Annotated in this window: 15 protein-coding genes and 1 tRNA gene; 8 read left to right on the forward strand and 8 right to left on the reverse strand. The window is 44.2% G+C overall.

The features are described 5' to 3' along the window. Positions 1 to 72: 72 nt before the first annotated feature. Together EHV08_RS07935 and EHV08_RS07940 are read right to left on the reverse strand one after the other, a co-directional pair. Complete coding sequence (locus tag EHV08_RS07935) at positions 73 to 1,143, reverse strand: AAA family ATPase (protein ID WP_126678799.1); 1,071 nt, start codon at positions 1,141 to 1,143, stop codon at positions 73 to 75. 297 nt (positions 1,144 to 1,440) lie between these two features. Continuing rightward, a complete protein-coding gene (locus EHV08_RS07940; protein ID WP_126678800.1) occupies positions 1,441 to 3,525 on the reverse strand; it encodes a M6 family metalloprotease domain-containing protein in 2,085 nt (694 codons plus the stop codon). A gap of 310 nt (positions 3,526 to 3,835) precedes the next feature. Between EHV08_RS07940 and EHV08_RS07945 the strand changes: the two genes are divergently transcribed. Beyond that, positions 3,836 to 6,637, forward strand: a complete 2,802-nt coding sequence (locus tag EHV08_RS07945) for an outer membrane beta-barrel protein (RefSeq protein WP_126678801.1) — start codon at positions 3,836 to 3,838, stop codon at positions 6,635 to 6,637. 100 nt (positions 6,638 to 6,737) lie between these two features. Here the strand turns inward: EHV08_RS07945 and EHV08_RS07950 are convergent, their stop codons facing one another. Next, positions 6,738 to 7,634, reverse strand: a complete 897-nt coding sequence (locus EHV08_RS07950) for a helix-turn-helix transcriptional regulator (RefSeq protein ID WP_126678802.1) — start codon at positions 7,632 to 7,634, stop codon at positions 6,738 to 6,740. A 204-nt stretch (positions 7,635 to 7,838) separates the two neighbouring features. Further along, a complete protein-coding gene (locus tag EHV08_RS07955) occupies positions 7,839 to 8,444 on the reverse strand; it encodes a ribonuclease HII (protein ID WP_126678803.1) in 606 nt (201 codons plus the stop codon). 101 nt (positions 8,445 to 8,545) lie between these two features. Between EHV08_RS07955 and EHV08_RS07960 the strand changes: the two genes are divergently transcribed. The 6 genes from EHV08_RS07960 (at position 8,546) to EHV08_RS07985 (ending at position 17,561) form a co-directional block, all read left to right on the forward strand. Further along, positions 8,546 to 8,836, forward strand: coding sequence for a hypothetical protein (locus EHV08_RS07960; protein WP_126678804.1), 291 nt, complete (start codon positions 8,546 to 8,548; stop codon positions 8,834 to 8,836). A 195-nt stretch (positions 8,837 to 9,031) separates the two neighbouring features. Then, positions 9,032 to 12,358 (forward strand): SusC/RagA family TonB-linked outer membrane protein, encoded by a 3,327-nt coding sequence (locus tag EHV08_RS07965; protein WP_126678805.1) that lies wholly within the window; start codon positions 9,032 to 9,034, stop codon positions 12,356 to 12,358. Positions 12,359 to 12,378: 20 nt separating this feature from the next. Continuing rightward, a complete protein-coding gene (locus EHV08_RS07970; protein ID WP_126678806.1) occupies positions 12,379 to 13,944 on the forward strand; it encodes a RagB/SusD family nutrient uptake outer membrane protein in 1,566 nt (521 codons plus the stop codon). 21 nt (positions 13,945 to 13,965) lie between these two features. Beyond that, positions 13,966 to 14,901 (forward strand): zinc-binding metallopeptidase, encoded by a 936-nt coding sequence (locus tag EHV08_RS07975; protein ID WP_126678807.1) that lies wholly within the window; start codon positions 13,966 to 13,968, stop codon positions 14,899 to 14,901. 29 nt (positions 14,902 to 14,930) lie between these two features. After that, positions 14,931 to 16,286, forward strand: a complete 1,356-nt coding sequence (locus EHV08_RS07980) for a DUF4302 domain-containing protein (RefSeq protein WP_126678808.1) — start codon at positions 14,931 to 14,933, stop codon at positions 16,284 to 16,286. A 96-nt stretch (positions 16,287 to 16,382) separates the two neighbouring features. Next, entirely contained in the window at positions 16,383 to 17,561 is a 1,179-nt protein-coding gene (locus EHV08_RS07985; RefSeq protein ID WP_126678809.1) for a hypothetical protein, read from the forward strand. A gap of 608 nt (positions 17,562 to 18,169) precedes the next feature. Here the strand turns inward: EHV08_RS07985 and EHV08_RS07990 are convergent. Further along, positions 18,170 to 19,867, reverse strand: coding sequence for a S41 family peptidase (locus EHV08_RS07990; RefSeq protein WP_394366040.1), 1,698 nt, complete (start codon positions 19,865 to 19,867; stop codon positions 18,170 to 18,172). A 193-nt stretch (positions 19,868 to 20,060) separates the two neighbouring features. Between EHV08_RS07990 and EHV08_RS07995 the strand changes: the two genes are divergently transcribed. Then, positions 20,061 to 20,134, forward strand: a tRNA-Asn gene (locus EHV08_RS07995). 127 nt (positions 20,135 to 20,261) lie between these two features. On the opposite strand, the gene EHV08_RS08000 is transcribed toward EHV08_RS07995, so the two are convergent. From EHV08_RS08000 to EHV08_RS08010, 3 genes are all read right to left on the reverse strand, one after another. Further along, a complete protein-coding gene (locus EHV08_RS08000; protein WP_126679460.1) occupies positions 20,262 to 22,157 on the reverse strand; it encodes an Omp28-related outer membrane protein in 1,896 nt (631 codons plus the stop codon). A gap of 438 nt (positions 22,158 to 22,595) precedes the next feature. Beyond that, positions 22,596 to 23,342 carry a hypothetical protein gene (locus tag EHV08_RS08005; protein WP_126678810.1) on the reverse strand — a complete coding sequence of 249 codons (747 nt, stop codon included), beginning with the start codon at positions 23,340 to 23,342 and terminating at the stop codon, positions 22,596 to 22,598. Positions 23,343 to 23,447: 105 nt separating this feature from the next. Beyond that, the gene (locus EHV08_RS08010) at positions 23,448 to 24,200 is read right to left on the reverse strand and encodes a fibrobacter succinogenes major paralogous domain-containing protein (RefSeq protein WP_126678811.1); all 753 of its coding nucleotides are present in this window, start codon (positions 24,198 to 24,200) and stop codon (positions 23,448 to 23,450) included. Positions 24,201 to 24,448 lie beyond the last annotated feature (248 nt).

Here is a 24,448-nt window from a genome sequence, read left to right on the forward strand (position 1 = left end):
GTTGCGAAAAATTTCGTTGCGAAAAATTTCGCAATTAATGAGATGTGGGATTTATATTACTGTCTGTTGTTATTATTTTTGTCTTTCTGTAATCCACTGTTTAAAGAACGGGTCTTCTATGTCGTAACGATTTTCACGGATAATAAAACCGCTTTTCAGTAGTCGTTTCAAACTGCTGAAAGTTGTGCTTGTTGCTTTATCGAGTGAATGTATGGGGTTTTTTCCTTGGCATATTTCAATCATTGTGTGCCTGTCGGTCTTGTTCAGTGCCATCCAAAGACGCTCGAAGTCTAAGTCATGTGCCAATACAATGCCCTTTACGGCCTCTTCTGCGACGTTATCTTCTATTCCTTGGTATTCCGCCAATTCCCATACTCTGGATGCAAGTTGCTGAGTATAGTACGGATGACATCTTGTTGTTTCTATTATATTGTGTGTTACGGCATCCGCTTTTTCTTCTAAAATGGGTTTTAACCTTGTCGTGAGATATTCTTGGAAATCGCTTTCGGGTATATTGTTCAGTCGCATCAACATACCAAAATGATAGAAAGGAGATTTCTTATGCTCGAAAATCTCTGCCATCATCGACTCCTGACTTCCAAGGAAAATGTAGTTTATGTTTTGTTGTAACTGCATTATGCTACGCAGTTTTTTGTCGAGTCCTTTATCTATTGATGTTATTTCCTGAAACTCATCAAGTACCACTACAAGTCGTTTGTCTTTGTCGGCCACTTTTGCGAGCATCGACATGGCATCTTCAAGAACTGTATCAGAGTTTATTCTTGGTTGGAACGACACATCTATTGCGTTGCTTACGGGATTTACCGAGATTGTCGGCGTTACACGAAAGTGCGTCATAAGGTGTTTGAGGTGTTCCCAAGGATAGATTTTGAAGACAGCCTTTATCAGTTTGGCTGATAGGTCTTCCGTGCTCACAACGTCTTGCATATTGAGCATGATGTATGGCATCTCTGACAGTTTAACGGCTTTCATCACCAAACTTGTCTTGCCATATCTGCGCGGACTGATGAGTACGAGATGATTATCGCTCTGCAATATATGCCTTATCTGCTCCAGTTCGTTCACCCTGTCGGTGAAGAACTCGCCGTCAACCACGGTACCGAACTTAAATGGATTTCTCATATTGCGAAGATGTTTGTTGCGAAATTTTTCGCAAATATAGTGATTTCTTTTGATAGAAAGAAAACATAGCGCGTTATTTTTTTGTCTTGTTGCGTTTTACGTGGTAAGATATGTGTGTCTGCGGAGTTGCAGTTGGTTTCGTCTGATTAATGAATTGTGATGGAGGTGTAGTGATATGCTATGGCAAGATAGCAGGAATGATGATAAAAAACATCGGACCCGACAGAGTGTCGAGCCCGATGATATATAGGTTTTGATAAGTGACGTTTCATTTAACACCATGCTTTTACCGTTTTCTTATTTCACGATTTTCTTTCCGCCAACGATATAAAGTCCTCTGCCGAGAGCGTTAATGTCATTGCCGAGATAGCGGCCGTCGATGCTATATACGCGCATGCTCTTGTCGTCTTTCATGGTGTTGATGATGTTTATACCTGTTGTGGCTTCTTTAATCAGGGTGATGTCGTCAAGGAAGAAACGCTTTCCTTTAACTGCGAACGTTAGTTTGGTGTCGCCGTTTCCGGTCAGTGTTACGGTAATTTCGTTCCATACGTTGTTGTTCATTGCGAAATCGGTTTTTGATACGACAACATTCTCGTTCGAGGATGTCACTTCCAAAGTGCTTTGGTCGTTGCTCCAAGGTGCTGCCTTGAATGTCATGGTGGTCATACCGTTTATTGCTATCTGTGGTGTTGTTGCCGAACCGGCAATATTGCTTGTGCCGAAGCGTGCGCACTTGTTTCCACCGAACGAACTTGTAGAAGTCCAGTCCTTGTTGTCCGGCGTGAATGCAGCACTTGCTACCGTGCCATCCCAACTGTTGTCGTTACCTCCGGTGCCGTTACACTTGTCGAATGTCTCCTTGAAAATAATGTCACCTTCCGGTTCTTCAGGGTCGTTGCCACCGTCGTTGTTGTTCACGAAGTTGAACGAAACTGTCCCGTCGCTGTTATTCTTGATATCTGTAATCTCGATGTTCATCAGTTTTTTTCCGTCGGTATTAAAGTTGTACAGTTTCGCAGCGGGTGAAGTGGTGTTGCCAAAACTTTTTTTCGCACCGTATGGGAATGGGTCACCTGAAACAGAATAATGCGAAAGTTTGTTGTCTGCAGGGAAGATAGTGCAGCGCTGACGGGTCGATGTAGTGTTTACAGAGTTGTTCTGCCATACTGATTTGTCATAGTCAACGTGCATGATGAGCAGTCCTTTGCCACCGGCATAGATGTCCCAACCCTTCTGCTGAACGTTTTGCAGAATGTAGTATTCGTCTGCGTGAGCAGGGTTTCTCATGATGAAAACTTCGCCGAAGTCAGCCAATGACTTCATGTCTGTTACTGTAGTGTTATTCTTCAGTTCGGTAGGCTTTACCCAACCGCAGAACATACGCTCGTAGCCGGTATAGTTACACGGTGTGAAACCGTTGTTGTTATAGCATCCATAGTCCATTACCGACCATGAATCAAGACCGAAATTGTTCTGACCTCTGGTATCGTAGAAATCAGGTAGTCCGAGACAGTGTGTGAACTCATGGCATATAGTTCCGATGCCGTTTATACTGCCACCGCCGTTCAACTCAGGGCCACAGGCGTATGTATTGATGCGCACACCATCTATGGTTATTACATTACCGGTTGCAGAAAGTTCCCATTCGTGAGGCCAGATAGTATTGGCGATACCTGAGTCAGCCTCGCCTTTGCCTGCATAGATTACATATACTTGGTCAACCTCTCCGTTGTTATCCCAGTCGTAATCTTTGAAATTAACACTGTCTGCCACGAGGTTACAAGCCTCTACAATCATGTCTTGCGGACGCTTGTCGTTGCCATAAGCGTCGTTTCCTCCATAGTATGCATGTCCGTGTGATACTGTTACAGGACCCACAACATCGAATGTAAGGTCGAACTGGCCATTGCTCTGTGCATGGAAATAGTCGTGTACCGAACCGGTGAATTTGCCTTCAGAGTAATTAACGGTGTTTACGATTTTGTCGAAACGTGGCTTGTCGTTTTCAGACAAAAAACTTTTGTCGGTATAGTTGACAAGTATGATGATTCCTTTTTTCTGTCCGGTGTATGACGTTGGTACGCCGAACTCCTTGCGACGCTTGCTGCGATTCATGTTGCGCGCTTCCCTTCTTGAGTTCGCTTTTTTTATTACTTGCATTTTGTCGGCAAGCATGAAAACGTTCGGGGTTTCTGATTCCACGAATATTCTGCCATCTTCGGCCTCGTAGAAATGTCCGAACTCATCGCCTCGCAGTTCGGTAACGACCTGCGTGCCGTCTGTTAATGTCAATGTGACCTTCACCCCTTTCTTTGCAGGGATGGCCGCCGCTGTAAGTGCTGTCAGCACCATTACCAGCGAAAATAATAATTTTTTCATATCTCTTTTTTTATGGTTTTGTTATAATCAAAATAATATTCAAGGTCACAAAGGTAACACTTTCCATTAAAAGTCGATAGTGTTTCTTTTTGAAATTATGATTTTATAACATTTTCGAAGTCGCTGATTTAAAGTCGAATTACGTTTAACTATTTGTTAATTTGTATAAAAAAGATTATTTTATTTTAATTTTTTATATGCTTGTTGGATTTCTTGCGTCTTTAAAAAAGATGATGTATATTTGCACGTCTGCAGTTTTCTGCGACACGGCATCGTGTTCGTCTTGATAAATCCTTTAATCTATCTTATCATGAAAAAAAGTATTCTTTTGATTCTTGTGTGTGTAGTCGGGATGTTGTCGGCAAGTTCTCAGGAGCAGGGCAAGTCTCAAAAAAAGAAAAAAGAGAAGAAAATATGGCTTTGTGGCGGTGCTTTCGACTCTTTCACAAAGGCAAAACTGGCAGCAAAGATAACACTGATGAATACCGACTCTACGGTGGTGGACACCACGAGTTGCAGGATATTCGATAGTTCCTCATTCTATATCGGCGTACCGTCGCGGCGCGAGAAATACATCTTCAAGGCCACTCTCGACGGTTATGAGGATACTTTCCTTAACTACGAAATGCCCCCATTGGCACGCAACTCCTATTTTGATGTGCCAAAAATACTGATGAAACGTAAGGGTGACGATACTGCGGGAGCGGCAGAACTTGACGAAGTGATGATAACCGGAACGCGAGTGAAGATAGCATACCGTGGCGACACGATAGTGTATAATGCCTCGGCATTCAAACTTCCGGAAGGGTCGATGCTCGATGCGCTGGTGAAGCAGTTGCCGGGGGCAGAACTGAAAGACAACGGAGACATATACGTGAACGGAACGAAGGTTGATTACCTGACACTTAACGGCAAAGACTTCTTCAAGGGAAAGAACCGCGTGATGCTCGACAACCTGCCATATTACACGGTGAAAGACCTGAAGGTTTATCACAAAAGCACGGAATTGAGTCGCAAACTCGGCAAGGATGTGGAACGGAAGGATTATGTTATGGACGTGAGTCTGAAACGAGAATACAACCGAGGAATTATGGCTAACGTGGAAGCAGGCGGTGGGACGCGCGAAAGATATATGTCGCGACTGTTCGCGCTTTACTTCGACGACCACAACAAAATGTCGGTATATGCCAACGCGAATAATGTGAACGAGTCGCGAAAACCGGGCGAAAAGGGCGACTGGTCGCCGTCTAACATGCCGCAGGGAACGCAGACTACGAAACAGATAGGTATGCTCTTACATAACGAACACCCTGATGAGAAATACAAGGAGAAATTAGAAGGGGTGCTCGAATGGACTGACAGTGAGAACATCACGCGCTCGTCAAAAGAATCCTTTGCCACAGACGGGAATATCTTCGGAGGCTCGTTTTCTAACGTAAGGCAGAAAAACTTTAGATTGAATGCCACTAACGAATTCGAACTTGAGATTGCACCGACAAATATTTCGCTTCAACTGGGTGTGGATTACACCAACGGAAAGCACAGTACATTCAGTAAAGACAGCACCTTCAGGCAACATCTCATAAACCTCAGAGAACAGACCGGCATGGTAAATTACTCCACGCTGAACACCTCTGCACGACTGTATGCAATTAGAAAAATGCCGTGGGGCGACCATTTGTCGCTCGAAGCGGGGCTGTCTTACGACAGAACAATACCCAACGAGATTTTCAACAACACCAACATACGCTATACCACAGCGAGCGATGAGAGGCGGGAGCAATACTCCGACCTAAGCACATCGGGATACCAATACAATACTTCGTTGAGTTACCGATACAGTCTGGCCACCAATATGGGACTTTCTTTAAAGTTGGAATATTCGCAAGAGTGGAAGGACGAGCGGCAAAGCAACTATCGGCTCGATCTCCTCGGCGGTGCCACGCCGCACGAAATAGGCTGGCTGCCTTCTACTAAGGAGGCTCTGAATATGGCCATAGACGCAGAGAACAGCAACTGTCACCGCAATCTTACGAGAGGGGTATCGACACAATTGCAATACTTTATCAACGGCGAAGGAGGTTATTTTCATGTGGTTTTGCCCGTTCATTTCAAGAATGAGAGAATGTGTTACAACAGTGCGGTTGTAGATACCGTGGCAAGGCGGCGTTATGTGGAGTTCTCACCATCTATGATATGGCTGAAATGGGGCAAGTCTCATCAGTACTTTGAATTCAATGTGAATATTTCTCAGCCGCCATTCGCCAGCCTTATGCCCGCCGTAAATTCGGTAAATCCGTTGCAGATAAGGTTGAATAATCCGCGTCTGAAGCCGTCGGAAACATATAATCTTTTTCTGAGTCGGACGCATTCATGCGACAGTATAGACTTACAGTGGAATGTGGCGGGGCATTTGCTGCTGGCGAGGAATGCGTGGGGCACACGGACTACATACAACAGCACTACCGGCGCATACACATATATGAACGACAACGTGAACGGAAACCTGACCTGTAGTATGAATGCAGGGATTGAAGGGTCGATAGGCAAGAGCAAAAAACTAAGATACGATGTCGCATCTGTTGTCTTGATTAACCGCAGTGTGGATTTCGGCATTGTCTATGATAATAACCCCGCGTCACTGAGCAGGGTCACTACGCTGAGGTTTACTGAAAAAGGACAACTCTCATATTCCGTTGGCGACCTCACTACGAGTGTGTCCGGGCAGGTGGCTTGGCGGCGTTCAAAAGGTAGCGAAGCAACGTTCCTTACGCTCAACGCTACTGACTTTAGTTACGGTGCGACGCTGCAATATAAGATTCCGCTGATAAATATGAGCCTTGCCACCGACATAAAGATGTTCTGCCGCCGTGGATATTTCACTCGTGAGATGAACACCAGCGACCTCGTTTGGAATGCACAACTGTCACGTTCGTTCATGAAAGAACATCTCACATTGAAATTTCAGGCCTTCGACATTCTCCGACAGTTGAGCAACAAAGAGTATGTGGTGAACGCGCAAGGCAGAACCGAGAGTTGGACCAACTGCATACCCCGCTACTTTATGCTCACCGCTGCGTATAAGATAGATATCATGCCGAAGGGGAAATGATGCTTGTGGGGAGTTAATGTGTAGTCTGCACTACAAAAAAGAATACTATTTGGGTTTCGTCATTCGTGGCGAAACCCTTTTTTTATTGTATTGAATATTTTCATTTTCTCATTTTCTCAATCTTCCCTCGCAGGTATTCCTTGAATCCATCATCGCCCGTAACCTTGATGTCGTCATATAGTCCGAGCACGAAACGACCGATGCCGACATAACTGCAAACGGGCAACCGTAGCAGCCATTGCCGTTCCGACACCTTATTAATATATATATGGGAGGAAGGGTATTCTTCCCTAATCATGTTATACGACAACGTGCCGAGAGTCATTTCCACCGTATGCTGTTCCTCGTCCGAGAACATAAAGATGTCGGTATGCACGGTTCGGTGCTGCTTTTCGTTGAGCCACTCCTCGTCAAGCACATCGACATCGCCGATCCTCGACACCTTGAAAGTCTTGTTCATCTGCGACCTCGGTTCGTAGCAACGCACCTCATTGTTGTTGTTCATCAGCATGAACGGTTCCACGAGGCGGTCTTTCTCCGTCTGACTGTGAGGTGAGTGATAGTTTCGCAGCACGGTCATGCGCTTAAACTTTATCGCCTTGTAGAGAGCCGACACGTTATGAGCAACGTGTTCGCGCAGGTCGCTGTCGGCAAGAATGTTGAAATCGTAGAACCGGTCGAGTTTTTTCATCAGGTTTGCTGCCACCGCATCGTGCTTGTTCGCAGCCTCGAGCAGTCGCCTCATGGTAAGTATCTCGTCTTCGGTGAAGTCGATGCGCTCCTGTAATCTTGTGAAGAAAGGCGACTGTCGGTCTATGCTGTATATCCTTCCGCGTTTCTCCACGATGAATCCGCAGTCGCGGAAGAACTCCAGATAGTAGTATAGGTTACGGCGACTGATTTCCATTCTGTCGCATATCTGTTCCAATGTGTAGCCCCTGTTTCCCGCAAGCAGTAGCAGCAGGTTCAGTTCGCGTTCGAGTTTGTCGTGCCTCATGTCTTTGTTCAGAAGTTGAATATTGAACGTTGAATATTGTTTCGCAAACCAATTTCGCCTGTTTTGGTCTGCAATTTCGCCGAAATTGGTCGGCAAATTGGGCGAAATTGGTCGGCAATTCAGCATGTTTTGTTCGTCTTATGGTTGTCTGTCGTAATGAAATCGGCTTGAAAATGATTTCTTTATTTCGTAAGTTGCTTATGCTCAAGTGAAATCCAATTCCAACTGACCGTTGCCGAGCAGGTTGTAACTCTTGCGGTGATAAGGCGTGATGCCATATAGGCGCAGAGCCTCGCGGTGCTTCTTGGTGGGATAGCCCTTGTTGTTTGTCCAGTCGTATTGCGGGTATTCCTTTGCGAGACTGTCCATATAGTCATCGCGATAAGTCTTTGCCAAGATGCTTGCCGCTGCTATCGAAAGATATTTCGCATCACCTTTCACTACGCACGTATGCTCAATGTCGTGGTATGGTTTGAAACGATTGCCGTCAACTATTATCGACTCCGGCCTTACCTTCAGCATGTCGAGGGCGCGGTGCATGGCAAGTATTGAAGCGTTGAGAATGTTGATACGGTCTATTTCTTCGGGCGTAACTATGCCCACTGCCCATGCGAGCGCGTCGCGTTCGATTATTTCACGCAATCGTTTGCGTCTGCGGTCGGTTAGTTGTTTCGAGTCGTTGAGTTCCTCGTTGGTGTAACCGGCAGGGAAAATAACCGCCGCCGCATACACGCTTCCTGCCAGACAGCCACGCCCGGCCTCGTCGCATCCTGCCTCCGTCACACCCTCTTTGTAGTATTCCTTAAGCATATCCTTTTGTTCTTTTAACTAAAAACGCACATATATTGAACTTATTGTGCACAGAATAGGGATAATTTTGCAACAGGAAAAATAAAAGAAACAAGAAAGATATGAATAATATTATGATTACGCGCGACGGCTCTGTCTTATTGAAGGGTCTCGCAACGGCAGTAAGAAACGCTGCAAATGTTTTCGGCAAGATGACAGACATCATAGCAGATTTCTACAGCAGCATGTTGGAGCGCAGGATTGACAGGTCGCAAACTATCGCCCTTCTTGAAGCACAGACGGCCTTCCTTTTTGGCATTATGCCGATGGATATGCCCATTCTTTTGCGCTTGTTTTTCACCATTTGGACCGTTGTGGCGGTCGCTCGATGCCGCCGTAGGCTGGGTACGTGATTTTCGTTGGTGAGTGAAAATGTAGGAACGGCAGTCGAAAACATACTTATTAAGGTGATTTTGTTAAAAATGGGGCTTTTTGAAACATTTTTGTTATATTTCCTTTGTTCGTAACAAAAAAATATCTTAAATTTGCAATCGGAACGTGAAAAAGTTAATTTTATTAATTAAAAAACACTGAAAAGTCAACTTTTTATGAAATTAAGACTTTGTATGATTTTGGTCAGCCTGACATTATTCTTGGGAATGGCCAATGCGCAAACGGTTGTTTCTGGTACTGTCACCTCGGCAGAGGATGGCGAACCACTGATTGGTGCCTCTGTAATGATTAAGGGTACAAAAGTTGGTACTACAACCGATTTTGATGGTAATTTCTCAATTACCACGCAAGTTAGTAACCCTCAAATCGTAGTTAGCTTTATCGGCATGGAAACTGCTACCCTCAAGGGTGGACGTAACATGAAGGTAGTGCTTAACCCAGACAAGGCTCAGCAGATTGGTGAGGTCATTGTGACCGGTATGCAGAAGATGGACAAGCGATTGTTCACCGGTGCTGCCACCAAGGTTGATGCCGAAAAAGCAAAACTCGATGGTGTCTCTGACATCTCTCGTTCGCTCGAAGGCCGCGCAGCCGGTGTCAGTGTGCAGAACGTGTCAGGTACTTTCGGTACTGCACCGAAGATTCGTGTGCGTGGTGCCACCTCTATCTATGGTTCGTCTAAGCCACTTTGGGTGGTTGATGGTGTAATCATGGAAGATGTTACAGAGGTTGATGCCGATGCTCTTTCTTCCGGTGACGCTGCGACAGTGATTTCAAATGCCATCGCAGGTTTGAACGCTGATGACATCGCCAGTTTCGATATCTTGAAAGACGGTTCTGCTACTTCTATCTATGGTGCACGCGCTATGGCGGGTGTGATCGTTGTTACTACAAAACGTGGTAAGGCGGGTTCTTCTCGTATTTCATATACAGGTGAGTTCACAATGCGCATGAAGCCGAACTACTCACAGTTCAATATAATGAACTCGCAGGAGCAGATGTCGGTTTATCGCGAAATGATGAAGAGCGGGTTCTTCTCTTTCACAAGCGCGTTCCGTGCATCTAACAGTGGTGTATTTGGTAAGATGTACCACTTGATGAATACATTAGATCCGTCAACAGGTCAGTTCTTGCTGGCTAACACTCCGGAGGCTATGGCTTCTTATCTGCGTCAGGCAGAGTATCGTAATACTGATTGGTTCGATCAGTTGTTCTCTAACTCTATACAGATGAACCATTCTATCAGTATGAGTGGTGGTTCTGACAAAGCGCAGTACTATACTTCTTTCTCTATGCTCGATGACCCGGGATGGACAAAGAAGAGCCGCGTTCAGAGATATACTGCAAATATCAATGCAAGTTATAACCTGAACAATAAGGTTACTATGAACATGATTGGTAACGCAAGTTATCGTAAGCAGCAGTCTCCGGGTACTACAAACCGTGCAACCGACGTAGTGAACGGTGTTGTATCTCGTGACTTTGATATCAACCCGTACTCTTACTCGTTGAACTCTTCACGTACACTCGATCCTAACGAATTCTATGTACGTAGTTATGCTCCGTTCAACATCTTCAATGAGTTGAATAACAACTACATGAACTATGATGTTGTTGACATGAAATTCCAGGCAGAGTTGAAATACAAGCCTATCTCTAAGGTCGAGTTGAGCGTACTCGGTGCTTACAAGTTCTCTACAACTACTCAGAGCCACAGCATCACAGAGAAGAGTAATCAGGCCATCGCTTTCCGTATGATGGACGATGCTACAATGCGTGATGCCAACCCATGGCTCTATCTTGACCCGGATGTGCCTAACTCACTCCGTCAGAGCGTACTTCCTAAGGGAGGTTTCTACCGCGAAACAAAGTATAAGATGAACAGTTGGGACTTCCGTGCCACTGCTTCTTATAATGATGTATTCAACGATCGTCACATCTTGAACCTTTACGGAGGTATGGAGGTGAACAACGTTAAGCGTAGCCGTTCTTACTTCAACGGTGTAGGTATGCAGTTTGGTATGGGTCTGCTCGGAAGTTATGACTATAAGTACTTCAAGCAGGCAGCAGAGGAAAACTCTATCTACTACTCTCTGAACAATGGTTACAGCCGTGAGGCTTCGTTCTTCGGAACAGCAACATACTCTTGGAAGGGTCGTTACACTGTTAACGGTACAGCACGTTACGAAGGTAGCAACCGCCTGGGTAAGGCTCGCAGCGCACGCTGGTTGCCTACATGGAACTTGTCAGGCGCATGGAACGCTCATGAAGAGCCTTGGTTTTCTAAGTTGAATCCGTACCTCACTCACGCAACACTTAAAACCAGTTACTCGCTGACCGGTGATAAGCCTGCTATTACAAATGCCGAGGTAATCATCTCAAGTTATAACCCATGGCGTCCATTCAGCAATGATAGAGAGTCAGGTCTTGATGTTGATGATTTCGCTAACCCGAATTTGACTTACGAGAAGAAGCATGAGTTTAACCTTGGTCTCGATCTTGGTTTCTTGAACAACAGATTGAACCTTGAGTTGGCTTACTACAAGCGTAACAACTATGACCTTATCGGTCCGAAGCGTACAACCGGTATCGAAGGTGGTGTTATCAAATATGCAAACGTCGCTTCGATGAGTTCAAGTGGTTTCGAGCTCACACTTTCTTCACGCAACATCGTGAAAAAAGATTTCACTTGGAGCACTGACTTCATCTTCTCTCACAACACGAGCAAGGTTACATCTCTTGACTCACGTACACGTATCATCGATATGCTCGGTGGTTCCGGTTTTACCGGTGAAGGTTATCCTTACCGCGCATTGTTCTCAATGGATTTCCGTGGATTGGACAACAAAGGTCTGCCAACATTCATCAATCAGGATGGCGAGTTGGTAACAAGCGATACCGGCTACAAGAGTTTGGATTTCCAGTCTTATAATCTGAGCCGCTTGATATACAATGGTCCGGTTGACCCGACTATTACAGGTTCTCTTGGTAACGTGTTCACATACAAAGGACTTACCCTTAATGTGTTCATAACCTACGCTGCAGGCAACAAGGTTCGTCTTGATCCGACATTCGGTCTTGGTTACTCTGACCTCACCGCTATGCCGAAGGAGTTCAAGAACCGTTGGACTGTGCCAGGAGACGAGGCTAAGACAGACATCCCTGCCATCGCTGACTTCCGTCAGATGCAGAGCGATCCTTATCTCTCTCGCGCATACAGTGCTTATAACTACTCGCAGAACCGCGTTGCAAAGGGTGACTTTGTTCGCATGAAGGAGATTTCTTTGGGCTATGAGGTTCCACAGGCCTTCGCAAGACATCTTGGCCTTTCTTCTGCAAGTCTGAAACTCCAGGGAACTAACCTCTTCTTGATTTACTCAGACAAGAAACTCTACGGACAGGATCCTGAGTTTGCTAACTCTGGTGGTGTTGCCGTTCCTATGGCACGTCAATTTACATTCACAGTACGTCTTGGAATCTAAACTTTTAATAGACAAACAATATGAAATTCAAATATTTAATTTTAGGGGCAGCGGTTTCATTGGCTTTTACTTCTTGTGATAGCTATCTGGACAAGTCACCAGACGACCGTGCTGAACTTTCTGATAAAGAAAAACTTACCCAGTTCCTGACATCTTGTTATCCTTCCTGCAACATTTCTGTAGTAGGAGAGACAAGTTCTGACAACATGGGTAACAACGGTAGAACGTATAATGCAGACATCATGCTTGACCAACTCTATCGTTTCCAGGATGTTGACGTAACCGGTAATGAGACTCCTTATTATTTGTGGGATCACTATTATCGTGCAGTCGCTAAATCAAATGAGGCATTGGGTGCTGCTGAAAGACTCAACGATCCGAAGGGATTGAGCGCACAGATTGCAGAGGCAAAACTTTGTCGTGCATACAGTATGTTCATGCTCGCAAACGTTTTCTGTATGGCATGGAATCCGGACAAGGCAGACGAATATCTTGGATTGCCTTATCCTCTTAAAACGGGTGAGGCTTCTAATGCCCGTGGAACACTGCGCCAGTTGTATGAAACAATCAATCGTGACATTGAGGAGGCTCTCCCCAACGTTAATGACGGTATCTACACTCAGCCTAAGTATCACTGGAACTATCGTGCTGCATACGCTTTCGCCGCTCGTTTCAACTTGTATTACATGAACTACGACAAGGCAATTGAATATGCTGACAAGGCTCTTGGTACTAACCCTCAGACTGTATTGCGCAACTATGCTAACTACGAACCACTTGGTGCTGTAGATATTAACAACTTGTACAACCGTGCTTCTGAGGCTGCAAACTTCCTGTTGATACCGAGTTACTCAAGTGCTTCACGCTATGTGTTCAACCAGCGTTATGGCCACAACGCAACAATGTGCTCTTATGAGACTTATTGGGCTCGTGCACCTTGGGGAAGTGGTTCTGATGACAATCCTCTCTATTGGAGTAACAAAATGTATGGAAACCAGTCTGGTGTAACATACCCGAAGATGTACGAGTTCTTTGAATATACTGATAAGGTGGCCGGTATAGGTTACGTTCACGTTATCGACCAGGCGTTCACAGGAGATGAGACACTGCTTGTTCGTGCAGAGGCTTACGCTCTTAAGAATGATATCTCAAAGGCTCTTGAGGATATGAACATCTGGGTTGTATCTCACTGTAAGGAGAAAGCAGGCAAAAACCTGCGTCCTGTGCTGACAACCGCACTTGTTGATACTTTCTATACAAAGTTGGATTATGCTCCGGTAATTCCTGATGGAGACCGCGACCGTTCTATCCGCAAGATCTTCCATCCGCAAGGATTTAAACTTAATACAGTGGCTCCGAACGAAGTGAATACGCAGGAGAATATAATTCAGCTCATTCTTCACATGCGCCGTCTTGAAGTGCGTCAGCAGGGCTATCGCTTCTACGATGTTAAGCGTTACGGTATCGAGTATGCTCACTTCTTGACTGGTGAAGAGCCGGCTGTTTTCAAGGCCGGTGACCTTAGAGGTGCCATACAGATTCCTTCCGATGTTGTTAAAGCCGGTATGCAAAAGAATCCTCGCTAAACCTTTTAAAATAGAAGTAAAATGAAAAAGATATATTTATTTGCGTCCATACTTTTGGCTTGTGCAAGTCTCGGACTAACAAGTTGTGGAAATGATGATGAACTTAGCAGCAGAAGTGTATTCGATGGTGAACAGGCTGAACCAAAGAATGAACTTGACCAGTGGATTGATAAGCACTACTTGCAGGAGTATAACATAGACTTGCAATATCGTTATAACGACCGTCTTACTGACTTGGTGTATAACGTAGTTCCTGCAAGGTATGATCACTCTGTGGCTCTCTGCATTATGTTCAAACATATATGGCTTGATGCTTACAAAGAGGCTCTTGGTGCTGACTTCCTTAAAAAATACTCTCCGCGTCAAATACAACTTATCGGTTCTCGCGAGTATGGACCAAATGGTTCTGTAATTCTCGGAACTGCTGAGGGCGGTCTGAAGATTATGCTTTACGGAGTTAACGAATTTGATATTGACAATCCTCGTATCAATGTTGACGACCCATATGCTGATCCCGGTCTTACACCGGCCGACTTGAACCATTGGATGTTCCATACCGTGCATCATGAGTTCTGTCATATTCTGACTCAGATAAAGAACTACTCTACAGATTATCAGACAATCACGGCAGGTAGTTATCACTCTCAAGACTGGATAAATCTCAAGAATGATAAAGTTCAGAAAGAAGGATTTGTTACTGCTTACGGTTCAAGTGAGTATAATGAAGACTTTGCCGAGATGTTCTCAACTTACGTAACAATGTCTCCTGAGGCTTGGAATATGATTCTGGAAACCGCAGGTGATACGGGTAAACCGCTTCTTGAGAAGAAGTTGGAATTGATACGTAAATACTTTAGTGAGCAATGGGGACTTGATTTGGATGCTTTCCGTACTATCGTTCTCCGTCGTTCTTCAGAGGTAGGTGGCTTGGACTTGCGTGATTTGTCAAAAAATTAATTGAACGCTTTAACACTAGTAATTAAGAAATGAAAAAGTTGAATTATTTTCTAACACTCATAGTGTCGCTTTTGGCATTGTCATCCTGCACTAGTGAGGTGGATAATTATTTTCCCGAAAGTTCCTCAGAGCGTTCGGCAAAAGATATAGAGAAGGTACAGAAGATTCTCACTTCCGCACCTAATGGTTGGCGTATTGAATATTACGGAAACTTGACGTATGGTGGATACAACGTGCTTTGTAAGTTTGAAAACGGTCAGGTAACTTTCGCTTCAGAGAAAGTTGGTAAGACTCATAATGCCGGTCTTGATGATTCCGGTAACCTTGTAGGTGTTAACCAGCAGTCAAGTTACAGACTTATCCAGAGCATGGGTACTGTGCTGTCTTTCGATGGATACAACGAAGTGTTCCACTATTTCTCTAAGCCCAAGAACGATGATTACGGTCAGGCCGGTGATGGATTTGCCGGAGACTTCGAGTTCCGCGTTCTTTCTGCTTCTTCTGAAAAGATTGAACTTAAGGGACGTAAGCATGGCCGCAGAATTGTTATGTATGCTATGCCTGCTGATCTTCAGTGGCAAGATTATCTTAATACTATTATGGAAACCGAAAAGTACATGTCTTCACGCTCTTACACTCTTATGGGTGAGGGAATTCCTGACACAGTAAAAATCAAAGTTCGTCAGAGTTATCGTTCTTTGGTATTCCAATATCTTGATGAAAAAGGTGACGCACATGCTGTTGCTGCCCCGTTCATCGTGACACCGGCAGGATTTGTTCTTTATGACACTCTTACTGTGAGAGGTGTTAAGATTGGTGACTTCGCAAAGGGTGACACTTATGAGCGTTTCTATCTTGCCAATAATAAAAATGTTTGGCTTGAGACAGAAGAGCCTCCATTGTGGGAAACACTTCGCGATGGTATGTGGTTTGCTGCATATTCACAGATAGGCCAGTATCAGATGCCGCTTTGGGATGCTTTCAAAGAGGCTTTGAAGACTGCAGGAGCTAATGGTAAAGAGGCTACGCTTTACAACGTGTTTATTGGTAGATATGAGAACAAGACAGGCTTCCACTTCTTTGCCGGTGGTGAACAGGGCTTTATTTCGTTCCAGTTCACAGATCCAAATGAAGAGGGTAACGAGATTTCAGTGAAATATACGCTCGAAAAGCCTACCAACCGTACAGGTAAGGACTACATGAAGAAGCATGCTTTGAAGCCAATCGTTGAGGCTTTTGCAGGTACAGGTTCAAATCCACGTCGTTTCAAACTCGAAACAGACAATAAACGTAAACCTACGTTCATTAAATTTACTGACTTGAACGAGCCTACGAACGTATTCACATTGTCTGCTGAACAGGTGAACTATCCGTTCAATCATTAATACGGACTATTAACTCTCCTGCCTCGAAGTTGGGCAGGAGAGTATAAAATTTTTTAAAACATTTTTTTATTTACTAATTAATAAATTATTTCAGTTATGAAAAAATCATTACTTTTGGCCTTTGTAGCCATGATTTCTTTCTCTGCAAACGCACAGGTTAAGTTCGCAAAGATTGATCTTGACAACTCGGTTAAGTCAAACACCAACCGAGTTGAAAATCTTAGTTTCAACAACACATCAAAGGCAAATGCTCCTATCTTGCACGCTCCCGGTGATGGTGCAGTTGGATCTTGGATTGAGCGCACATACTCTGAGGAAACAGAGTTGTTTAGTTGCAAGCTTGTGAAAATTGAAGCAGCAAGCAATGTTAATAATATGCCTGATGCAAATGTAAAGATTACATTGGGTGAATATAAATTCCCGATTTGGGTATATGGTACTTTTGCTGATGGCAAACTTACTATCCCCGGTCAGTTGGTTAGCGATGGTGCTAAGGAAACACAAGTTGTTAACAGCCAAATGTATTTCTGTGGTATAAAGGCTGACGGACAGAACCTTGACAACGACAAGTATGAAATGACTGTTAATGAAGATGGTGCTCTTGTTCCGGAGGAAGCGTATTCTGGTTGGTACATTTACATGACCGAAGGCACTTATCAAGGCAAGGGATGGGATCTTGGTGTTGATCCGGAATGGAACCGTTCAAACGGTACAATGACCGGTACTCGTCGCTTTGGTCAAAGTGGTGAAGAAGACTTTAACCTGCCGGTATTCGTAAAAGATGAGGAAGGTAACTATGGTATATACAATGCATTCATTAATCTGAAAATGACTCTCGAAGTTGATAAGGCTGCCGGTACTTTCAAAATCACGACTCCTCAGAACGTTGCTGCTACATCAAAGAAACTACAGGACGAGGGTTACGGAAAGTATTACTACATCCGTGGTACCGACAATAACGGTTATTTCCAGGATAATGTTCCTGTGAAAGGTACTTGGACAGAAAACCTCATCACTTTCAATGTTCCTCAGGAAGGTGATTACAGCGGTGTTTATCAGATCGTAACTTCTGCTGCTGCAGATGGCGGTCGTTATGGTTACGGTTATTTCTTAAACGTAATTATAAATTATGGTAATAATCCTGCAGGTATCGAGGACGTTGCTACAGACGCTTCTAAGAAAGACAACCGCATCTTTAACCTCGCAGGTCAGCAGGTTGGCAATGACTATAAGGGCATCGTTATTCAGAATGGTGTTAAAAAGATTCAGAAGTAATCTTTCTTCAATCAATTTCAATTATGAGAGTCGCGACAGTAGTGTCGCGGCTCTTTTTGTTTTTAGGAGATGAAGGGGAAAGAGTAAAAGGAATTTTGTAGGCATTAATAAAGGAGTTCATAATTCATCTATATTCCTTTATCCCTATCGGTTCATTAGAGTCATTGAGTGATTTTGTTCGATTGTTGAGCAGATGTGCAGCCGTTTCATTGAAGACGTAGCGAGTTACGTAGAGATGTAATGGCAGCGCAGATGTCGGTACAAGCTGACTAAAGCAGTAAGGAAGCATGTCGTTAATAACAAATCTAAGCAAATGCGTTCTAATGACAGATTGGGGTTTATAATCTCTGTGCATAACGTCTGACCTCATGGGTGTAGATGTTATTAAGTCCGACACTGCCAGACTTGACAATCCCTTTCATTTAGGAAACCACACATCTCTTTGCATCTAATTTTATTTCAGCGGCAAAGAGATTTGTGGTTTTGTCAGTTCTTTCTGAGTTTGCATAGCATAGGCAGTAAGTTCTGTCGTAAATGTATCCCTTTCCTGATTATTATGCATTACCAACAAAAGGGTAAGTTGGTATAAAATATTCAGATGATTGATTCTATTTCGCGGGTTTGCCGAGTATAGATTTGTATCTCTCGGTATTGCGCAGTAGGGCAATTGCTTCTTTGAGTTGCTTGTCTGTTGGCAGGGAATTTTCTATTGCGCCTGCTTGGAAATAGTATGCTGCCACGATGTCGGCACGCATCAAGTTCTTCAGCACTTCCTTGTTGCGGTCGAGGTCGCGCCCGATGTCGTGCTTCAGTTTGGCTTCAAGTGCATCGAACTCTGCTTTTGCGCCCTCGTAATATCCCTCAAAGGTGGCAAGTTTCTTTAGTGAGTTGAGTGCTTTTTCTGTTTCAGGGTCGTAAGTGAAGCCGCTTTTTATGACGCGCTGCTTAAACTCCTCATAGTCGCTGTCAGTGAGATCGAACTCTCCCGCAGGTGCTATCGTGGGATGGCTGTTGATATAATCGAGTACGTATTCGAACATTACTTCTGTTGTGTCGCGTCCTGTTGAGCCGAGATAGAATGCGATGTTGGGCAGAGAGTCCGGTTGTATCTCCACGTCAGGCTTGATTCCGCCACCATCGCGAACCTCTCTTCCGCACGATGTATGGAACACCTTTGTAAGTGAGTCGGCAATATGCTCGGTATATCCGCCGCGCGAATGTTTGTAGTTTATGGCCTGAATACATCGTCCGCTGGGTATGTAGTACTTGCTTGTTGTTATTTTCAGATTAGCGTTATACGGCAGTTCGAGCGGTGTTTGCACCAATCCCTTGCCGTAGGTACGTGTTCCAAGCACCACAGCACGATCAAGGTCTTGCAGCGAACCTGCCGTTATCTCGCTCGATGATGCCGTCTCTCCGTTCACGAGAACCACTATCGGCATCTCGGTGTCTATCGGTTCTTTTGTTGTTTTATACTCACGGTTGGCTCTTACCAGTTTTCCTTTTGTCGTTACCAGCGTAATATTCTTTGGCACGAACATGTTTACAATATGCACAGCCTCATCAAGTGAGCCACCACCGTTGCCGCGCAGGTCAAGCAGCAGGCCGCTTATACCTTGCTCGCGCAGTTCGACAAATGCACGGCGCATGTCTTTCGAGCAACCCTCCGTGAAACTGTTCAGGTTAATATAACCGATGTTGCCCTCCATCACTCCATAGTAAGGTATGACCGGCATCTGTATCGGGCGGCGTGTTATCTTCTTTGTGAGCGTCTTGCCTGTGCTCGGACGCAGTATCTTCAAGGCGAATGTTGTGCCTGCATCGCCACGCAAGTGGCTGCTGACGTATGCCACATCCTTATTCACCGTTATCGAATCGTCTATGCTCAGAATGATGTCTCCTTTCTTCAGGCCGGCATCAGCGGCTGGTGTGTTGGCGTATGGTTCGTCTATGACCACCCGCTTCAGTTTTGCGTTATATCTTATCAGCGCACCTATTCCCGCATATTTGCCGGTAATCATCATCTTCAAATCTTTTACTTCCGATTCCGGATAGTAAACGGTATATGGATCGAGCGAGCGCAGCATGGCATTCACTCCCGTTCCGATTACCTCGTCGGCATTCAGCGTATCAACATACATCATGTCGAGGTTGCGATATATTGCATTGAAAATTTCAAGGTTCTTTGCTACTTGGAAATTATGATCCCGAGAGTCTTGTGCCATGCCGACAGTAGGGAGCAGTAACACCAACATCAGTACCATACTTCTTAACCCGTGGGCAATCATCTTTGTATTTATCTTCATATTAATAATATTGTTCAAATAATAGGTAAAAAACATAGATGCAAAGATACATTATTATAATGTGAAACAATCTCATTTCACATTCTTTTTTATTCTTTTTTGCCTTTGATGCAAAAAAAACAAGGAAAAATTTGCAAGTTATCAAAAAACTTTCTACCTTTGCATCCGCATTCGGAGGAATGTTTATAACACTGCTTCAGTAGCTCAGTTGGTTAGAGCACCTGACTGTTAATCAGGGGGTCGTTGGTTCAAGCCCATCCTGGAGCGCAGAAAAGTCCCCACAAATCATTCGGTTTGTGGGGACTTCTTTTTTATATATATCGTTATTTTTATATATAAGCAACAGGGGCATCCGTGAAGAATGCCCCTGTTTGTTGTTTTTAAGAAGTTCCGATTATTTGATAACAACCTTCTTGGTTGTACCGTCAGACATCTTGATGATGTTAAGACCCTTCTGCGGAGCAGAAACCTGGCGACCGTCAATTGTGTAGCAGTCTGTCATTATAACATTCTCGGCATCGTTAGTAACGCCTTCCACACCTGTGCTTACTGGAAGTTGTTTACCGATTGAGTTTTCAATCATGTTGTCAAGTTTGTTAGAAGTGTTGTGCTTGTTCACAAATGCTACGAACCACATCTTGTTCTTTTTCCATTTCGCATCCAGAGTCACAGTGTAAGTTGTAGTGAATTCATTGCCGTTCCATGTGATATTGTCACCCCATGTGCTGTTGTTGTAGCGGATTACGTGCTGATGATAGTATGTACCTGATGCGCCGGCCTGTGCTCTGGCCTTCACGTCATCCTCTGTAGCATATACTGTGAGCAGGCCTTTTGTCTTGTCAAAAGCGTCATTACATTTTCCTTTAATTGTAAGCACAGCCTGTGTATTATCGGCATTAGGAGCCACATCGATACTCAATTCCATGTTAGAGAACTTGCCTAATTCTTCATTGACAATTCTCTTGATATCACCGGCAGAACTTGGAATGTACACGTTGTCCTTGTTGGTTGTACCTTGAGGATATGATGCAGTGAAATAAGGCTGACGGTTGAACATAAATGCCGGAGCATAAGTAGAACCACCATCATTGTACAAATATTCCAGATCTTGGTCTGCCTTTGTGGTCAACCAATCGGTATAATATCCTGAATGGTGGCAAACGGCAAATACGCGATCGCGATCTGCATTTTTAAGATATTCGTGGAGGAATCCTGCAACACGCGGACAGTTCGGACATTTTTCTGTGGTGAATTCTTCTATGGTTACATTGCGTGAGAAGAAGTCTGTAACAACGTTCAGAGTGCCTTCGCCAACTTTGTCTTCTGCACCATTGTCTTTTCCGTTAACTTTAGTTACGGTCACTGCAATGTTATGATTTCCTGCCTCATCGTAAGCGGGGAGCGTCACTTTTATCTGTCCGCTTTGTCCTGCTTTGATAGGAGTAGCAAATGTTTCATGTTTTTCTTCGCCTGTAGTTCCGTCAATAGTTAAAGTATAATCTATATTTGAGATGTCTTTTTGGCCGACATTCATGATATTTACATCTATTTTGTTCACTGTTCCAACGCCGCTTCCAATCAGCCCGAAATCAGACGGAGTTGCACCGCATTCGATGAAATCACCCTCAAGCAGCAACTGGAAAGCGAGGTTTCCATATTTACCTCCGGAAATATCTTGGATACCTTTTCCCCAGCCGGCGAACAAAGCGTTCTTATCAGAGCCTTCTACAGTACACCAAGGGTACTTGCCTGCGCTTGTTGAAGCAGAAGTGACATCGAAAGAATAACCTACATATACACCTTCTCCGGTAATCATGTAAGGAGTGGTTAATTCCACATCGTTCACTTTTCCAAGATTATTGTTGGCCTCGTCACCACCTTGCAGTGTGGCAAGATCTACATTCTGTACAAGAACATCAGCGGCTGAACCTTTATTTGGCAATTTCTTGGATACCCAGATTTTGAGATTTGCAAGGACTGATTTGTCACGCAGATAGAAACGAACGGCTTTTATTGTCTTTCCAACAGCCAGTGTGTTTGTTCCCGGAACAAAGATTGCTGCATCCAATGAGCCCGTTCCCTCGACTCCCAAAGCTCCGCGAGCCTCATTTCCTGAAACATATCCCCACCAGATTTGGTTTTCTGTCGGGTTTATTTTGTTGATTGTTTCCACGTATTGTGGTTTGTTTGAAAGTTTGTAACTTTTCAATACCGGCTCAAGTTTTGAAACTTGTGCACTAATACTCAACGGCAACGCTATTGCTACCAATGTAAGTAATTTTTTAAACATAAGGGTTAATTTTTTAAGTTAATAGATATTGTTAATTTATTGTTTTATGACCGAATTTATCAGTTTACATTGCCCTACAAAAATAATACTTTTTTTTTTTAGAACAAACAAACAGGTACGTTATTTTAAATTTATCGTTATTTTTTAACTTTTATGCTTGTTTTTGTAGTATTCTTTCCATTTTAAACCTCAATCGTTTATTAGCATCTTTAACTGATTATGTTAGATTGTTGAGCAGATGTCGGCAAGCGGACTAAAACAGTAGGTATGCATGCCGACAATATCAAATCTAAGCAAAATGCGTTATAATGATCGATTGGGGTTTAACATATGCACTTGAAACAATAGAAACCAATATCGGGACAATGTATGCCGAATCTTCAACAAACGCCCGTAGGCTTGCCAATATCTAATACGCGAGTTCGGGATAAGGTAAATTTATTTGCGTACCGGGCGCACAGAGAAGCCTAACATACGGATACAGTGAGGCATAGTTGGCGATTCGTTGACAAGGAACTCGAAGTTGTAGGCACTACGGCTGTACGCAGAGAGTTCACTCGACCAGAAAGAGCCACTATTGCCTTTACTTAGGAGTTTGGAACCAGTACGGAAACCGGCGGCAGGCAGAAAAATGGATTTGCCGTTAGGACCTGTTCCCTTACAGCCTTTTACTCCGTTTACCTCCGTCCATTCCCATGTACAGTTATCTATAAGTTCCCGAATATTAGCGATGGTCGGCATACGCCATTGTGAGCCGAGTTTGGCGGTAGCAACGTCATCCCCGGGTTCAAGGACACTCTTGCCGTCGCCGATGAATTTCATACCGTTATACCAGATACCTTCAATCCAACTGTCAGCGATGGTGTACTTGGTAATGTACTTCCATTCGGATTTTCCCTGTTGCATCCACTCGTAGTTGCCCCATTCGTAAGTAGCCTTGGTCTTGGTCTCGCCCCAAGCATAGTAGTCGCCATATTCCTCGGGCTTCGTGGCTCCAAGGTTGCAGGTTGCCCACTTCAAGCCACTGGGCAGACCGAGATCTACATATTTAACGGCATCGTGGATGGGCTTAGAATCGTCGTCGTCACTCGAGCAGGCGATGAACGTCACACCCATTATCATTACTGTTGCGATGGCAAACATCTTGTATGCCGGATGTTGTTTCCTGAACTTTTTGATTTCCATAGTTTTGTTATTTTAATTGTGAAATACAAATTATTGATTATCCTATTAACATCATTACAAATCTTGTTGCTTTTTATTATGCTATCCCATTGGGGCTGGACAAATTTAGTCGCTTACCGGGCGTACAGATAAGCCAAACATACGGCTATCGTGATTCAAACTTGGCGGGTTGTTGGAAAAGAAGTCGAGGTCGTTGGCGTTATAAGTGATGCTCCCAGAGTGCGAACTCGACCAGTAAGCACCCCTTGTTCCTTTGTCATTCAGTTTGGAATCGGCGTAGTAGCCTGCGGCAGGCAGAAATATGGAATTGCCGTTAGGACCTGTTGCCTTACAGCCTTTTACACCGTTTACCTCCGTCCATTCCCATTTGCAGTTATCTATAAGTTCCTGCATATCAGTGAGGGTCGGCATACGCCATGGTGAGCCGAGTTTGGCGGTGGCTGCGTCATCTCCGGGTTCAAGGAGTATCTTGCCGTCTCCGATGAACTTTCCACCGGAGTCATACCATATACCTTCAGTCTTGCCGTCTTTGATGGTGTACTTGGTAATGTATATCCATTCGTATTTTCCTTGTTGCATCCACTTGTAGTTGCTCCAATTGTAAGTAGTCTTAGGCTTTGTCTCTCCCCAAGCGTAGTAGTTTCCATATTCTTCAGGCTTATTGGCACCGAGGTTACACTTTGCCCACTTTATACGGCTTGGTAGGCCAAGATTTACGTATTCTACTGCATCGGGGTTGGGCTTCGAATCATCATCGTCACTCGAGCATGCGGTGAACGCCATGCTCATCATCACTACTGTTGCAATGGCAAACATCTTGTATGCCACATATTGTTTCCTGAAATTTTTAGTCTCCATTACTTGTTATTTTATTGGTGAAACATTGATTATTCTACTCACAGCATTTCTGGTTTTGTTGCTATCTTATCATGCTATGCCCATTGGGGCAAGACAAATTTAGTCGCGCACAGGATGCACAGAAGAGAGTATTACAATTTTTTTCTTTTATTGAATTTCCTTCTAATACGTTCACTTGGGAATAATGATGGCGTAATCGCCACCCTTCAAGTACACAGAGAGTTCTGCTTTCGTTTCCATCTACAGTA

Origin of the sequence: Prevotella koreensis (assembly GCF_003977605.1) — a bacterium.
GTDB lineage: Bacteria > Bacteroidota > Bacteroidia > Bacteroidales > Bacteroidaceae > Prevotella > Prevotella koreensis.

Excerpts from the sequence above, each read along its gene's own strand:
- EHV08_RS07935 (WP_126678799.1), bottom strand. The coding sequence starts at position 1,143 with ATGAGAAATCCATTTAAGTTCGGTACCGTGGTTGACGGCGAGTTCTTC.
- EHV08_RS07970 (WP_126678806.1), top strand. The coding sequence starts at position 12,379 with ATGAAATTCAAATATTTAATTTTAGGGGCAGCGGTTTCATTGGCTTTT.
- EHV08_RS07950 (WP_126678802.1), bottom strand. The coding sequence starts at position 7,634 with ATGAGGCACGACAAACTCGAACGCGAACTGAACCTGCTGCTACTGCTT.
- EHV08_RS08005 (WP_126678810.1), bottom strand. The coding sequence starts at position 23,342 with ATGGAAATCAAAAAGTTCAGGAAACAACATCCGGCATACAAGATGTTT.
- EHV08_RS08010 (WP_126678811.1), bottom strand. The coding sequence starts at position 24,200 with ATGGAGACTAAAAATTTCAGGAAACAATATGTGGCATACAAGATGTTT.
- EHV08_RS07990 (WP_394366040.1), bottom strand. The coding sequence starts at position 19,867 with ATGAAGATAAATACAAAGATGATTGCCCACGGGTTAAGAAGTATGGTA.
- EHV08_RS07975 (WP_126678807.1), top strand. The coding sequence starts at position 13,966 with ATGAAAAAGATATATTTATTTGCGTCCATACTTTTGGCTTGTGCAAGT.
- EHV08_RS07960 (WP_126678804.1), top strand. The coding sequence starts at position 8,546 with ATGAATAATATTATGATTACGCGCGACGGCTCTGTCTTATTGAAGGGT.
- EHV08_RS07955 (WP_126678803.1), bottom strand. The coding sequence starts at position 8,444 with ATGCTTAAGGAATACTACAAAGAGGGTGTGACGGAGGCAGGATGCGAC.
- EHV08_RS08000 (WP_126679460.1), bottom strand. The coding sequence starts at position 22,157 with ATGTTTAAAAAATTACTTACATTGGTAGCAATAGCGTTGCCGTTGAGT.
- EHV08_RS07965 (WP_126678805.1), top strand. The coding sequence starts at position 9,032 with ATGAAATTAAGACTTTGTATGATTTTGGTCAGCCTGACATTATTCTTG.
- EHV08_RS07945 (WP_126678801.1), top strand. The coding sequence starts at position 3,836 with ATGAAAAAAAGTATTCTTTTGATTCTTGTGTGTGTAGTCGGGATGTTG.
- EHV08_RS07940 (WP_126678800.1), bottom strand. The coding sequence starts at position 3,525 with ATGAAAAAATTATTATTTTCGCTGGTAATGGTGCTGACAGCACTTACA.
- EHV08_RS07985 (WP_126678809.1), top strand. The coding sequence starts at position 16,383 with ATGAAAAAATCATTACTTTTGGCCTTTGTAGCCATGATTTCTTTCTCT.
- EHV08_RS07980 (WP_126678808.1), top strand. The coding sequence starts at position 14,931 with ATGAAAAAGTTGAATTATTTTCTAACACTCATAGTGTCGCTTTTGGCA.